General features: G+C 70.4%; 10 protein-coding genes. 4 read left to right on the top strand and 6 right to left on the bottom strand.

The window, feature by feature from the left end:
- Positions 1 to 192 precede the first annotated feature (192 nt).
- Entirely contained in the window at positions 193 to 1,266 is a 1,074-nt protein-coding gene (locus ABEB03_RS06365) for a helix-turn-helix domain-containing protein (protein WP_345642509.1), read from the top strand.
- Positions 1,267 to 2,820, top strand: a complete 1,554-nt coding sequence (locus ABEB03_RS06370) for a site-specific integrase (RefSeq protein WP_345642512.1) — start codon at positions 1,267 to 1,269, stop codon at positions 2,818 to 2,820.
- A 337-nt stretch (positions 2,821 to 3,157) separates the two neighbouring features.
- Here the strand turns inward: ABEB03_RS06370 and ABEB03_RS06375 are convergent, their stop codons facing one another.
- Complete coding sequence (locus tag ABEB03_RS06375; protein WP_345644116.1) at positions 3,158 to 4,045, bottom strand: NAD-dependent epimerase/dehydratase family protein; 888 nt, start codon at positions 4,043 to 4,045, stop codon at positions 3,158 to 3,160.
- Positions 4,046 to 4,182: 137 nt separating this feature from the next.
- Here ABEB03_RS06375 and ABEB03_RS06380 point away from each other — a divergent pair, with 137 nt between their 5' ends.
- On the top strand, positions 4,183 to 4,740 hold the full coding sequence (locus ABEB03_RS06380; RefSeq protein ID WP_345642514.1) for a TetR/AcrR family transcriptional regulator: 558 nt from the start codon (positions 4,183 to 4,185) through the stop codon (positions 4,738 to 4,740).
- Between the two features lie 192 nt (positions 4,741 to 4,932).
- On the opposite strand, the gene ABEB03_RS06385 is transcribed toward ABEB03_RS06380, so the two are convergent.
- Both ABEB03_RS06385 and ABEB03_RS06390 read right to left on the bottom strand, forming a co-directional pair.
- The gene (locus ABEB03_RS06385; protein WP_345642517.1) at positions 4,933 to 6,246 is read right to left on the bottom strand and encodes a hypothetical protein; all 1,314 of its coding nucleotides are present in this window, start codon (positions 6,244 to 6,246) and stop codon (positions 4,933 to 4,935) included.
- A gap of 202 nt (positions 6,247 to 6,448) precedes the next feature.
- On the bottom strand, positions 6,449 to 7,198 hold the full coding sequence (locus ABEB03_RS06390; protein WP_345642520.1) for an SDR family NAD(P)-dependent oxidoreductase: 750 nt from the start codon (positions 7,196 to 7,198) through the stop codon (positions 6,449 to 6,451).
- 207 nt (positions 7,199 to 7,405) lie between these two features.
- Here ABEB03_RS06390 and ABEB03_RS06395 point away from each other — a divergent pair, with 207 nt between their 5' ends.
- Positions 7,406 to 8,428 (top strand): alpha/beta fold hydrolase, encoded by a 1,023-nt coding sequence (locus ABEB03_RS06395; protein ID WP_345642523.1) that lies wholly within the window; start codon positions 7,406 to 7,408, stop codon positions 8,426 to 8,428.
- Between the two features lie 112 nt (positions 8,429 to 8,540).
- On the opposite strand, the gene fxsT is transcribed toward ABEB03_RS06395, so the two are convergent.
- From fxsT to ABEB03_RS06410, 3 genes are all read right to left on the bottom strand, one after another.
- Entirely contained in the window at positions 8,541 to 12,476 is a 3,936-nt protein-coding gene (gene fxsT / locus ABEB03_RS06400; protein ID WP_345642526.1) for an FxSxx-COOH system tetratricopeptide repeat protein, read from the bottom strand.
- Positions 12,473 to 13,786 (bottom strand): TIR-like protein FxsC, encoded by a 1,314-nt coding sequence (locus ABEB03_RS06405; protein ID WP_345642528.1) that lies wholly within the window; start codon positions 13,784 to 13,786, stop codon positions 12,473 to 12,475. The genes fxsT and ABEB03_RS06405 overlap by 4 nt, the downstream gene beginning before the upstream one ends.
- Positions 13,787 to 13,879: 93 nt before the next feature.
- Complete coding sequence (locus ABEB03_RS06410) at positions 13,880 to 14,587, bottom strand: AAC(3) family N-acetyltransferase (protein ID WP_345644119.1); 708 nt, start codon at positions 14,585 to 14,587, stop codon at positions 13,880 to 13,882.
- Between the last annotated feature and the right edge of the window lie 46 nt (positions 14,588 to 14,633).

Here is a 14,633-nt window from a genome sequence, read left to right on the forward strand (position 1 = left end):
GTCTCCTGAGGAAGTGACCCGAGTCTGAACCTCTAGTTCTGGCCGTGTCAAGCGCTGTTGTCTTGTGCGCTCACAGATCCCGTGGGATCGTTGCTGAATCCTGACAGGTGGTGCCGAGTAGTCCGACTGCATCCACCCTGTTCAGGGGGGTTCGATTGGTCCGCGCACAGATCCCGTGGGAGTCTCGCTGCCATGACACAACCGCCCGCCCCCGACTGGTCCACCCGCCTCGCACTCTCGGTCGCGCGTGAGGTGCGCCGTCACCGCCAGGCCCAAGGGCTGAGCGCACAGCAACTTGCTGATCGATGCGCCCAGATCGGTATGCCGATCCAACGGTCCGTGCTTGCGAACCTGGAGAGCGGCCGGCGAACGACGGTCACGATCGCCGAAGTGCTTGTACTGGCGCACGCGTTGAACGTGCCGCCTGGCGTACTCCTGTTTCCTGTTGGGCACGACCAGAGCGCCGAAGTTCTGCCTGACTCCTGGATTGAACCGTTCGCCGCCGTTGAGTGGCTGGCGGGGCGGACGTTCTTCAGCCATGACGCTTCGGATGATTTCTTTGATACTCCGCTAGGCATGACGCGCATCCATCAGGATGCTGCGAACAATCTGCGGAGGGCTATCCAGGCCAAAGAGCAAGCGATGCACGAATTTTCTCGCCTCACGGTGCGGCATGAAAAAGATCAAAGCACTTACGACGCGCTGCAAGCTGAATCGGAGCGCGTGCGCGAGAGGCTGAACGAGATCGCTCACGCGGCTAAGAATGGGGAAGAGTACGACTTCAACGAGAGCGAGCAACTTGCCGAACGTCACAGGATGCTCGTGAAGCAGGCAGACGGGGTTGCGGAGGCGGCCGCGACGTTGCGATATGCCCAGCAAAGGCTCACATCTGCTGAGTCTCGCGTGAGCTCGGCTGAGGCGGCGCTCAATGAGATCCGCCAAAAGATCAAGGGTCAAGGTTCCGTGCCACCGCTCTTGCCTCGCAAGCTGCTTTACATTGACCCCGAATCCCCTGCGCATGAAGATTGGCCGGCGAAGCGGGCCGACTCGTCCGATGTCGCCGCCCAGGGCGTCCTAGTGGAAGCTGATATTTCTGCTTCCGGCGAAGTTACATCGGGCGAACAGGTCGATATGATCATCGCCGCTTCCGGGGCGGAAAAGGAGAGGATTCGGGAGCTACTTGACGAGCTTGCGCCTAGGCTTTCAGAGACAATCAACGAGGCAGTCGAAGAGGCGTTCCGACGGCGAGAACAGAAAGAGAAGTAGATGCCCACATCTCGCCGCGCTGGCGGCATCAGTAAGCGGTGTGAGTGCCGCGGCCCGGACGGCAAGCTGCTGGGCAAGGCGTGCCCCCGGCTGCCGAGCAAGGGCCACGGCGCTGTGCAGCTGCGGCAGGAACTCCCGCTCGACGCCGAGGGGAAGCGCCGGCCGTTCCGGCGCACCGGCTACGCCAACGTGAAGGACGCGCAGGCAGACCTCACGAAACTGCAGGCCATCCTCGACCTGCCCGGTGACGACGAGGACGCGGCCCGCCGCGTCGGCGACCTGCTGCAGAACGTCATGCGCGACCGCCTCGACATCCCCGACGCCTCCGAGGTCTCCCGACGCATAGGCGTCGGCGTGCCGCTCGACGGGGCCATGACGGTGGGGGAGTGGCTGGAGACCTGGGTCGCCTCGAAGAAGACGAAGACGACCACCACGAACGGCTACCGCTCCCACATCCGCGTGCACCTCCTGCCTGGCGTCGGGCACTACCGCCTGGACCGCTTCAACGTCGGCCACGTTCAGGAGTTCTTCGACGGCATCGACGCCGCCAACGAGGTCGCCGCCGCCGAGAACCAGGCCCGCCGCGAGCAAGAGGGCCGCGCCAAGTGGGGCAAGAACTCCCGGCCGCCGGCCGCCGAGTCGGAGCGCCTCGCACGCGAGCGGGCGAAGCTGGCCGGGATGCCCCCGTACAGGAACGTCACGGGTCCGGCGACGAAGCAGCGGATCAGGGCGACGCTGCGCACCGCGCTGAACGCGGCGATCAGACGGCAGCTCATCACCTTCAACCCGGCCGCGCACGTGGAACTCCACAGCGGCAAGCGGCCGAAGGCGGTTCTGTGGACCGAGCAGCACATCGAGCACTGGCGGAAGACGGGGGAGAAGCCGAGCGCCGTCATGGTGTGGACGCCGCCGCTGATCGGCCAGTTCCTCGACGAGGCCGAGTCGTCGAGGCTGTATGCGTTCTTCCACCTGATCGCGTTCCGTGGGCTGCGCCGCGGCGAGGGCGTCGGCCAGGACTGGGTGAACGTTGACCTCGACGGGCAGTCCATCACCATCGCCAAGGAGATCGTCGTCAACGGCTGGGTGCCGTTCGAGGACGATCCGAAGACGGACGGCTCGGCGGCCACCATCGGCCTCGACAGCGTCAACGTGTCCGTGCTGCGGGAGCATAAAGCCCGCCAGCTGGCGGAGCGGGACGAGCGCCTGGCGGCCGGCCTGCCGTGGACAGACACGGGCAAGGTCTTCACGGACGAGGACGGGGCGTGGCTCCACCCGGAGAAGGTGTCGGACGAGTTCCGTCGGATCTGCCGACGGGCAGAGCTGCCGCCCATCAACCTCAGGGACTTGAGGCACTGCGCGGCGACCCTGATCCATGCGGGCGGCGGCGACCTGCACGCGATCAAAGAGACGTTGCGCCACTCCACGATCAAGCTGGCGTCGGACACGTACACCTCCTTGCTCAAGGAGGTCGACCTGGAGATCGCGGAGAAGGCGGCGGCGCTGGTGCCCCGGGCGCGGAAGCCGCGCGACGAGGCTGCCCAGATGGAGGCGTGAGCGGTATTCTGGACGTGGTGCTGGAAGGGCTTCTGACCTGCGGGTCGGGAGCCCTTCTTGCTGGCCCGCTGCTGGCCCGAACGCACCGGAACGGGACGGCATCAGGCGGCATGGACCATCACGACAGGGGGTTCGCTTCGGCCGAAACCCTTGCCGTGACCAGCACTTTCCAGGGTCGCCTGATACAGGGCGGCATAGCGCGAAACAGGGCGTATCAAGACTCCCGGAGACTCATAATCCGTCGGCCGTGGGTTCGAGTCCCACCCGCCCCACCCAGCGCTACGCGTGCAGAAACGATCTGACCTGTGTGGTCTCCGCCCTGACTGGGTTTCACCGGTCAGGGCGGACGTGTCTGTGGAGCCGCCGTCACCCGTCCGGCGGCCGGTCGCACCCGAACTGCCCCCTTCGCGACGAGGTCTTGGGCGCAGGCCGCGACGGTCTCCGCCGCGGGGCGGGCCCGCCGGGCCGGCAGTCGCTCGGCCTTGGCCGAGGAGTGCAGGTGCTTGTGCCCGAGCATCGGGCGCACCGATCGCGGCGCCGGGTCGAAGTGTGCCGCGATCCGCAGGGCGAGGTCCGGCAGGCGGCGGGTCGGCGTCCTGCGGGCGGCACGGCTCAGCCCGTCACGCAGCGCCTGGGCGACCTCGGACATCCACAGGAAGTCCCCGGCGGCGATGAGGCGTTCGCCGGCCGCCTCGGGGGATCCCATGGCGCGCACATGGGTGTCCGCGAGGTCGCGTACGTCGACCTCCCGGCCGACGCGGGGGGTGCCCGGAACCCTGCCTTCCAGCATGCGGCCGATGATCTGGACCCTGCCGAGGTTGTCGGTGGACAGGACCGGTCCGAAGGCCGCGCCGGGCGGCACGGTCGTCAGGGCGGTCCCGCCGTCCCGGCCGCTCGCGAAGTCCCAGGCCGCCCGCTCGGCGACGACCTTCGAACGGCGGTACGCGGTCATGGACGGGTCGTCGGGGTCGCTCCAGACGCACTCGTCGGTCGTGCCGTCCGGGCCGGACATCGGCGGGGCCGCCGCGGCGCAGGCGGACGTCATGACGACGCGCCGGACGCCGGCTCTGTCGGCCGCCGCCAGGACCCGCAGCGCGCCGCCCCTGGCCGGCTCCAGCAGGGCGTCCTTGTCACGGGGGCCCGCGGCGCCGAGCGGCGAGGCGACGTGCAGGACGTACGCACAGCCCGCGACCGCCTCGTCCCGGCCGTCGTCGGCGGTGAGGATGGAATCGGAGACTTCTCCGCCTTCTGTCGGCGAACTTGTCGGAGAGTTCTCCGCTTATCAATGCCGGGGGGCGGGGGGCGCGGCGCCCGTGGCGTACCGTGAGGAAGATCGATCCGCCGCACGCTCGGGGAGGAACAGTGGCCGGACGTCGTCAGGGGCCCGTGCGGGTGGACGCGCTCAAGAACCGGGAGCACCTCCTGCGGGTGGCGCACGACGCGTTCGCCGAGGACGGGGCGACCTCGCTCAACGTCATCGCCAAGCGCGCGGGAGTCGGCGCGGGCACCCTCTACCGGCACTTCCCGACCCGGGAGGCCCTGATCCTCGCCGTGTACCGGCACGACGTGGAACGCCTCGTCGGCGAAGTGGATCAGGTGCTGGCCGAGAACGCGCCGCTGGACGCGTTCCGCGTCTGGTTCGAACGGCTCGCCGCCTATGTGCGCCTCAAGCACGGCCTCGGCGAGGCCCTGCACACGGTGGCGGCCCAGAAGGTCATCAGTGACACGTACGTGCCCGTGGCGGGCGCCGTCGCCCGGCTCCTGGAGGCCTGCGAGCGCGACGGCAGTGTGCGTCCCGGCCTCGACGCCGCCGACGTGCTGCTGCTCATGGGGTTCCTGTGGCGCGTCGGACCCGGTGAGGAGGGGCTCGCCCAGGCGCGCCGCATCATGGAGCTCGCCATCGACGGCTTCCGCCCGTAGGGCTGGGGGCCGAGGGCCTGGAGGGCCGGATCCCGAGTGCCGGGCTGCTCAGGCCCCGGTTCCGGCGGCCGGTTCGCCGAGGGCCGGTTCTTCGAAGGCCCGGCTTCTGCGGGCCCGGTCTCCGCGGGTCCGGGCAGACGGAAGCCGGCCGGGCCGTGGGCGTCGGCCGGCTCCGATGACGGGGTGCGGTCGTCAGCGGCGGGCCGCGCGGCGCCGCATCACGACGACGGTGCCCGTGCCGACGGCGAGGGCCGCGGCGGCGGCACCCGCGAGAGGCAGGGCGGGACCGGAGCCGGTGCTCGCCAGGTCGCCGTCGACGGCGGAGTCGCCCGAGGTGCCGCTCGTGGACGATCCACCCGTGCCGCCGGTGGAACCGGATCCGCCGGTGGACGAGGAGCCGGAGCCGCCGGTGGAGGACGAGCCGTCACCGCCGGTCGAACCGTCACCGCCGGTCGAACCGCCGCCGCCCGTGGAGCCGCCGGTGCCGCCGGTCGAGCCGCTGCCCGCGACGTCGAGGGTGATGGCGGCCTTGTCGTTCTTCTTGTTCTCGTCGAACGGACGGGCCGGTCCGGCCAGCGCGATGGAACCCTCGGCCCCGGCGACCGCCTTCGTGATCTTCAGCTTGAAGTCGTACGTCCCCACGTACGCCGCCTCCACCCAGGCCTGGGCGGTGCCGCACTCATAGGTGCCGGTGTCCACCTTGTTGCAGAAGCCGTCGGTCTTGGTCACCTTCGTGCCCGCGGGCATCTTGATCAGGATCCGGGTCGACGGGGCGCCCAGCTCCGGGAGCACCCAGCCCGGACCGGCGTTGGTGAACTTCGCCCGGAGGTCGACCGTCTCGCCGACCTCGCCCTTCAGCGCGTCTCCCGTCACCTGGAAGTCGGCCGTGCTGTCGGCGGTCACCCGCACGCTGACCCGGTCCCAGTCCTCGTGCTCCGCGGAGCCGGGCTCGGCCGCGGGGGCGTCGGGGCGCTCGACGAGCTTGACCGCGGGGCCGATGCCGCGCACCGGCTTCGAGGCACCTTCGGAGGGCGCGGCGTCGTAGTTCGCGACCGAGACGGAGAGGTCGTCGTACAGCGCGCGGTCGAGCGCCTTGATCGTCACCGGTGTCTGCGGGGCGTACACGACGCCCGGCTTCACGGTCTGGTCGAACTCGCAGACCGCGTCGGAGCGGCTCGGAGCCTCGTCGAAGGAACTGACCTCGTAGCGGAGGCAGTTGGACGGCAGCTCCGCCTGGCTCAGGCCCTCGGTCACCGAGTACGCGATCCAGACCTTGGAGAGGTCCGCGGGACCGGTGTTGGTGAAGGTGACCGGTACGTCGAAGCTGCTGCCCGGCTTCATCCCCTCCGGCGGGGTGATCTTGCCCAGGACCAGTCCGGGCGCCGGGTCGGCGGCGAGGGCGGGCGCGGCGCCCAGGGAGATCACGGCGACGGCGCCGATCGCGCCGGCTCCGATCACGCCGGCGGTCCGGCGGAGCGTACGGCGGTCAGGCGCGGTGTGCGGCATGGAGATCCCTCTGGGCGAAGCGTCGGTGACGGACGGACGAACGGCGAGGGAACGCCGGTTCCCCACCCCTGAGACACGTGTGACGGCTGAAGGGTTGCACGCGGCGGAGGGCCGGATCCCCCGGCGGAAGGCCGGCGAGCCACGACACGGCAGTTTGTCGGCGATCGTCTCCGGGGCCGTCCGCGGATCTCCGGTCGTCGGCTCAACGCCCCAGCGCGGCACCGCCGTTGATGTGCAGCAGCTGGCCCGTCACATACGCGGCCTCGGGAGACGCCACGTACCGGATGAGCGCGGCGATCTCCGCCGGGTGGCCCGGCTGTCCCGTGAGGGACTGCGCCACCCGGGAGGCGACGAACTCCGGAGTGGCGCGGTCGCCGAAGAACTCGGTGTCGCCGACGAAACCGGGGGCGACCGCGTTCGCGGTGATGCCCTCGGGGCCGAGGCGCTGGGCGAGGTCGAAGGTGTAGGTGTTGATCCAGCCCTTGGAGCCGCCGTACGAGCCGGGGCCGCGCAGCGAGGCGATCGAGGAGAGCTGCACGACACGCCCGCCGGGGCGGCGCATGTGGGGGATCAGGGCCTCGGTGAGCAGGACGGCGGTCAGAACGTTGGCGTCGAAGTTGCGCCGGTAGCTCTCGGCGACGGAAGCGAGGCTGCCGTCGTGCGAAGGGGCCACGTTCCCACCCGCGTTGGCGACCAGTACGTCGACCGGGGTGTCGTTCCCGGTGATGAACTCGCGGGCCGACTCCACCTGTTCGGGGTCGGCGAGGTCCGCCGCGTACCAGGAGGCGGTGCCCGTCCCGTGCCGCTCGTCCAGTGCGTCGGCGGCCTTGCGCAGCACGTCCTCGCGGCGGCCGAGGAGCACCACACGGTCCCCGTCCGCAGCGAACGCCTCCGCCGTCGCCAGACCGATCCCGGTCCCGCCGCCGGAGACCACCACACGTCGCCCGCTCATGGACACCCCGCCCGTCTCGTCGTTGTCCTCGGATATGAATTCTGGTCAGATCCACGTACGGAAGGCGACGCTACGGAGACCGCCGAGTGGCGTCAAGTGGCTTGATATGAAGCCATGTTGACCTGCACATTCGTTTCGTGGCGCGGGCCGCTGGGCAGGGATGGGGCAGCGTTTGTCCCGGTCCATGGACCGAGGAAGGGGGGCGCTGTGCGCGATCATGTGCGGACGGCGGACGGACGGCAGCTGCGCGTGGAAGTCTCGGGGGATCCAGGGGGGCGCCCGGTCTTCCTGCTGCACGGGATGCCCGGCAGCAGGGTCGGACCGAGGCCGCGTTCCATGTTCCTCTACCAGCGCGGCACCCGGCTCATCAGCTACGACCGCCCCGGGTACGGGGGATCCGACCGCATGCAGGGGCGCCGGGTCGTCGACGTCGTGCGGGACGTCACCGAGGTCGCCGACGCCCTGGGGATCGACCGGTTCGCGGTGGCCGGGCGCTCCGGCGGCGCCCCGCACGCGCTGGCCTGTGCCGCGCTGATGCCGGCGCGGGTCACCCGGGCCGCCGCGCTGGTCGGGCTGGCACCGCGGAACGCGGAGGGGCTCGACTGGTTCAAGGGAATGGCGCCGTCGAACGTCAACGAGTTCCGGACCGCGTTCACCGACCCGGAGCGCTTCGTGGCCCGGCTGATCCCACGGTCGGCCGCCATCCGGCGCGATCCCGTGCGGCTGCTGGAGGAACTGCGGCACGACCTCACCGACGACGACCGGCAGATCGTCTCCGACAACACCATCCGCTCGATGCTGCTGCGCAACTACCGTGAGGCGCTGCGCACTTCGCCGTACGGGTGGATCGACGACGCGCTCGCGCTGACCGGGAACTGGGGCTTCGACCCGGCGGACATCAGGGTGCCGGTGCTCCTGTGGCACGGGGTGAAGGACGTGTTCTCACCGGCGTCGCACTCCTCGTGGATGGCGGCGCGGATTCCCCGTGCGACGGCCGTACTGGAGCCGAGCGCGGCGCACTTCGCCGCGTTGCGGGCGCTGCCGAAGGTGCTGACGTGGCTGCTCGCGGATGTGCCGGTGTGGCCGGCGCACCGGCGAGGGCGGGGGGCGCCCTCCGCTCCTGTTCCGGGTCCTTCCGTGCCGGGTCCTTCTGTTCCGGGTCCTTCCGTGCCCGTGCCTGATGTGCAGGTCTCCGGGGACTGCCGCCCCCAGGCCCCCGCATCGGCCTGAACGGCCTCGTCCTCAAACGCCGGACGGGCTGAGACGCGCCCCCCTCGCTCGGACGGGCGTCCCGCGGTGCCGGGCGGGCCGGTAAGCCCGTCCGGCACCGCGCGGCCGGTGGTCACACCGCCAGTGGTTCCAGGTCCCGGTAGATACGGCGGCCCTCCGCCGCCACCCGGGTCATGCCGTTGTCGTCGCCGAGGCGGTCGCGCAGCTCCGACAGGGCCTCGTCGCGCAGCCGCCCGGCCTCGTCCTTGCGGCCCAGCTCGGCGAGCGTGAGGCCGTAGTTGGTGACGACGGCGAGCGTCTCCGGGTGGTGCGGACCGAGGACGGTACGCAGTGTGACGACGGCCTTCTCCTCCAGTTCACGGGCCTCGCCGAGCTGACCCTGGTCGGCGAGGACGTTGGCGTAGTTGATGCCGGTGAACAGGGTGTGCGGGTGCTTCTCGCCGAGCACGTCGCCCATGCGGCGCAGCACCTGGCGGAAGACGGTCTCCGCCTCCTCCGCGTCGCCGCAGCCCCAGTGGAATATCCCCAGGTTGTTGAGGGCGGCTTGCGTGTACGGATGGGCCTCGCCCGGCACCTTCATGTACTCGGTCAGCGCCTCCCGGGCGACATCGCGCGCCGCCTCCCGCTCGTCGGCGGCGAAGAGGTCGGCCGCCATGTTCAGGTCGCAGGCGAGCGAGTCCGGCGTCGGCGCCGGGTACTGCGCCCGGTACTGCGCGCGGGTGGCCGTCGTCAGCCGGCGCGCGTCCTCGAACTGACCTGCCCTGCGCAGCGACACGGCGAGCGACTTCGCACAGCTCAGCGTGCCCGGGAAGTCCTTGCCGAGGATGCGTTTGTGGGCGTCGTAGGCGCGGGAGAGCAGGGACACCGACTCGGTGTACCGGCCGACCTCGCGCAGGTCGCGGCCCAGCCGGGCGGCCGAGGCCAGCGTGTACGGGTGGTCGGGGCCGAGGACCTCGATGCGCCGGTCGTAGGTGTCCTGGTCGATGGCGCGCGCCTCGCCGTACCGGCCGACCATGCGCAGCGCCAGCGCGAGGTTGTTGGCCGCGCTGAGGGTGCGCCGGTGCGACTCGTGGAAGATCTGGCTGAAGCCCTCGTGCGCCTCGCGGGCGAACTCCACCGCCGATCCGTACACACCGAGCGCCGCGAGGTCGCTGGCCAGGCCGGACATGGTGACGTACGTGTGCGGGTGCGAGGGGCCGAGCACGCGCTTCTGGCGTTCCAGGAGCTCGGTGTTGATCTCCCGGGCCTCCACGTAACGCCCCTGTGAGCGCAGGATGTTGCCCAGCTGGCAGCGCAGGTACAGGTACTGGACGTCGTCCTCGCCGAGGGCCGGCTTCCAGTGTTCGAGGAGATCCTCGGCGAGCGCCTGGGCACCCGCGAACTCGCCGCGCTTCCAGAGGTAGCGGACGCGGTCGATGAGCAGCCTGCGGGTCGGCGCCTCGGTGCAGTTGCGGGCGTCGGACGCCGACAGATGCGGCCAGATGACCGCGAACCTCGCCCAGGTCTCGGGGTCGTCGATGGGTTCGTCGCCGTCCGGCCGGCAGCCCGCCAGGACCGTGTGCACGATGTGCCGGGCGTGCCGCTGCTCCTCCTCGGTGAGCTGGGAGCGGATCACCGCCTGCACCAGCCGGTGGACCTGGATGCTGTTGCTGACCTGGTCGACCTTGGCGAGCGCGAACCGGCCGATCTCCCGGATGACCCGGCCGAGCAGCAGACTCTCCTGGAGGGCGGGGTCGTAGGGCCTGAGGGCGTCGATCATCTCCTTGCTGTAGAGCAGGTGGACGGAGATCGGTTCGGCGGCGAGGAACGCGCACAGCTGGAGCAGCCGTACCGAGGCGGGGGAGTTCTCCCGCAGCCGGGCTATGGAGATGTTCCAGGTCGCGGCGACCGTCTTGGGGTAGTCGGCGGGCTGGTTGAGGTCGAGGACCTCGGTGGTCTGTTCGGCGAGCTGGCGCAGGTAGTCGTCGATGGGCGTGGCCGTCTCGGCGAGCCAGGCGGCGGCCTGCTCGACCGCGAGCGGCAGGTCGCCCACCGCGGTCGCCACCTGGTCCGCCTCCTCGGTGGTGAGCCCGGAGGCACGGCGGGTGAGGTGCTCGATGCTCTCGTCGCGCAGGAACACGTCGATGGGCAGGGAGGCGCCCTCCTGCGCCCAGGCCTGGTTGCGCGAGGTGACGAGGATGTGCCCGCCTCCCCCGGTGGGGAAGAAGCGCGTGAGCTTCGAGGGGTCGTCGGCGTTGTCGAAGACCAGGATCCAGCGTTTGGTGGGCGCGCCGCGGCCCAGCATCTGCACGGCCTCCTGGCTGGCCACGTTGATGTCCTCGCCGCCGGGCGCGCCGATGCGGGCGGCGAGTTCGGCGAGCGAGGAGACGACGTTGCCGGGGTCCTCGGCGGAGATCCACCACACGAGGTCGTAGTCCGCCATGAAGCGGTGCACGTACTCCAGCGCGACCTGTGTCTTGCCGACGCCGCCCAGTCCGAACAGCGCCTGCGGCTGCGGCAGGACGACCGATATGCCCCCGCTGAGCTGGTCGCGGACGTGGTCGAGGATGACGTTGCGGCCGGTGAAGGTGTTGTTGCGCTGCGGGGCGTTCCAGATGCCCGGGGTGCTGCCGGGGAAGCGGGGGCCCGAGGGTCCGCTGTCGAGGGGACGGCCCGGCAGCTCCAGGACGTTCAGCAGCGAGGTGATGCACTGGGCCTCGTCGAGGCGGTGCAGGTCCACCGGATTGCGGTCGAGGTAGGAGTCGGGCAGCCGGACCTCGTCGACCCGCAGCGCGATCAGCGGGCTGTGCGGGGTGTCCGGGTCGGTCTCGGTGAGGGTGCGCCAGACGGCGTCGGCGTAGCGGGACTTGCGGAAGGCGTTCGACAGCAGCACGAGGGTGCGGGTCGCCGGGTCGGGCTGTTCGACGGGTCCGGTGGAGATGTCGTGCGGCACGACGTTGCAGCCGGCCCGCTTCAGGAGCGCCTCGGTCCAGTCCGCCCACATGCGGTTCTCCGCCGCGTACACGATGGAGACGTCGGCCACGGACGTCATCGGCCGACGCCGAAGGAACGCGTCGCGGCAGCGCAGCCGCACCGGCTCCGGCACCGGCGGCAGCGAGGTGACCTCGCCGTCCGAGATGACGGCCGTGAGCCGCTCGAACGCGGACAGCAGAGAGTTGGCGATGCCGCTCTCGTCGCCGACGGTGGCGAGGGTCTCCTCGTACGCGTAGTACGGGCGGTACGGGATCTCGACGTTCCCCCAGTACGCGGTCATCTCCTCGAAGGCGAGGTCCTCGCCGCCGAGGCCCTTGGGCAGTCCGTCGAACTTCATCCGGGCGAGCGCGCGTCCCGCGTCGACCTTCTCCTTCTCGCCCTCGTCGATGCGCATCGGCACCGGCAGCACCCGGATCTTGCGGTCCCGGTAGCCGTCCTCGACGCTGCGGGCCACGGCCGCCGCGCCGTCGAGGGACTGGTCGCTGAGCGTGAAGCAGTCCACGAGCACGTCGGGCATCTGCATGGTGCAGATGTCGGCGTTGTCGGACAGCCCGGTGCGGCTGTCGATCAGGACGTAGTCGTACGAGGCCTTCATGTCGTCGCGCAGCGCGTCGAGGAACTGGCCGCCGCCGAGGCGCTCGTAGAAGTTGTCCCATTCGAAGGACGACACGGTCGCGGAGTACGAGCGGTCCTGGCGTCCGGCGGACAGGAAGTCGAGGGAGCCGCCTTCCTGGAAGCGCAGTCCGAGCCGCTCCGGGGTCAGGGAGATGGCGTGCGGTTCGACGCGCGCGTAGTCCAGGTGCCAGGGCCCGGAGCGCTGGGTACCGGTGGTCGAGGCCCAGGCGTACTCGTTGATGATGTCGATGACGCCGGTGGTGGCCGCGAGCGCGCTCAGGTCCAGGAACGGATGGAAGAAGCGGTGCAGGCCCGGGGCCTCCAGGTCCCAGTCGACCGCCAGTACGCGTTTTCCGTTGGCGGCGAGGATCCATGCGGTGTTGGCCAGGGCCATGGTGCGGCCCGTGCCCCCTTTGTACGAGTAGAAGGTGATGATGCGTCCGTCCTGCACGGCCGTCATGCTTCTTCTCCTCCGTCGTCGGCTCCGCCTTCGTCCAGTGGCGGTTGGATGGGGCCCAGCAGGCGGGGCCTGCGGATCGGCGGGCCCGCGGGCGGATGCGCCTCCGCGTGCTTGAGGTACTGCCGGGTCGCGTGCGCGACGACGGCGGGCAGTACGTCGGTGAAGGCCTTCAGGGTCGGGACGCCGTTGACGGCGACCCGGCAGTCGGCGCGCCGGCCCCGGTCCAGGATCAGCGGCAGTGTCTGTTCGAGGTCCGCGGCCAGCTTGCGGCCCTCGTCCCCGTGGCACTGGATGTCGGCACGGTTCCAGGGAACGATCGCGCTCACCCAGGGCCGGGCGTTGGCGTCGAAGGCCGCGAGTCTGTGCTTGCGCTCCTCGTCGGTCAGCGCCCACCGGTCGACCAGCAGGATGCCGGGGTGACTGGGCGCCGCCTTGTCGGAGTCGTCCGCCACCAGGTTCTCGCCGGTGTCCTCGTCGTCGAAGGACGACACCGTGATCCGGTAGTCCAGGGAGCGGATCAGCTCCTCGGCGAGCGCGGGAAGCGAGCGGGTGGACTCCGAGTGGTACGGGTTCCAGTCCTGGGCGTCCTCGCCGTAGGGCCGGGTGTCCCGGTGCTCGGGGATGCTGTGCCGGGTCGGCGCGGCCACGGTCAGGTGGATGCGCCGGGGTCCCTCGCCGCGCGGTTTGAACGCGCTGGGCGTGCTCTCGTAGGGGCGGGGCCTGCTGGACGGCAACGGCGACTCGTGGGCGAGCCGCACGATCCGCTGGGCGAGCCCGAGCACGGTCTCCTCGTACTCGTCGTGCAGCCGGTTCAGCTTGATCAGGCCGTAGATCCCGTTGGCCGCGTACCGGTCGCCGAACTGCGCCTGGTCGACATGGATATGCCTTACGGAATCGGGGAGTTGGGCGTAGTCGATATGCGTCCACAGCGCCGGGACGATGGCCGACATGGCACCGGCACCGGTGGCCCGCGCCCGTACGATCCGCTCGTTGAAGGCGAACCATTCCCGGCCGCAACTCTCACTCGTGAAGTACCGCGGCGAGAACAGCGGCACGAACACCCGGCACGTGGCGAGATTCTCGCTGAGTTTCTCCGGCCAGCCGTCCCCGGCGCGCATCTCGCGGTCCATGAAACCCGCCGGCGCGCCCGCGGGCAGATCCGTGAGCGCCATGATGTGGTCGCACAGATCCGTGAACAGGACGTGCACCCAGTGGTCCGGATCGCCGCCGCCGGAGCCCCACGCCGGTGTGTGGGCGTAACTCAGGAAGAAATACGGCCGGTTGTCCGATGCCCGTTCAGGTATGTCCACGCGCCCCCCTGCCTGTGGATGTGCCCCTACGGGATGTTCACCTGGCCGGAACCCACAATCTTCCCGACCGGGCGCCCGCACGGGTCGCCTCTTTCACGTCAATCCATGTCGATATCCAGACATCTGGACACCCGCCAGGTCGACGGCCTTCCGCACCCCGAAGAGCAGCACCGCTCTCCCCGCCATTTCCCGTTCCGTCCAAAGATCACGCGGCAGGCGCGCCCCGATCGCCCCGAAGTCCCCGTCGTCCAGCACGATGTCCTCGTACGCCGTCCAGCGTCCCGGACCGCCCACCACGCAGTGGTAGGACCGTCGGGCGGGCGCGGGACTCAGCCGGTACTCGGCGAGATGGAAGGCGCTGCACACATCGAACCCCACCCGCAGCAGCAGCACATGTGCGTCGGCCGCGTACAGCTCGGCCATCGGGGAGGTCTCGCCGAGGTGGCAGTGCGGGTCGTGCCCGCCCAGCAGTTCCGCGGCGCGCGGGCCGAGGCCGGCCAGCGAGGTGTGCGGATGCCCGCTGCGCACCGAACCCGGTGTGGTGCGTACGCACTCGGCGAGCACACCCATCGTCGGACAGGGCGTCGTCGCCGGGTCGAACGGCGGCACCGACGCCCGGAACACCGCCTCCTCGCTCTCCGACATGGCCGCGGTGAGTGCCTTGTACGCACGCGAGGTGAACGAGTTCTCCGGCGTGAAGGTGGGCACCACGAGTGTGCCGTCGGGACCGAGCGCGTCGAGCAGCCCGTCCCGTACGTCCGCGGCGCGCACCCCCGCACCGCCGAGCGAGGCGTGCACCATGAGGACGCCACCGGGGTGCACACCCAACTCCGTGAAGAACTGGGCC

It is taken from the genome of Streptomyces siamensis, from assembly GCF_039543605.1.
GTDB classification, from domain to species: Bacteria; Actinomycetota; Actinomycetes; order Streptomycetales; family Streptomycetaceae; genus Streptomyces; species Streptomyces siamensis.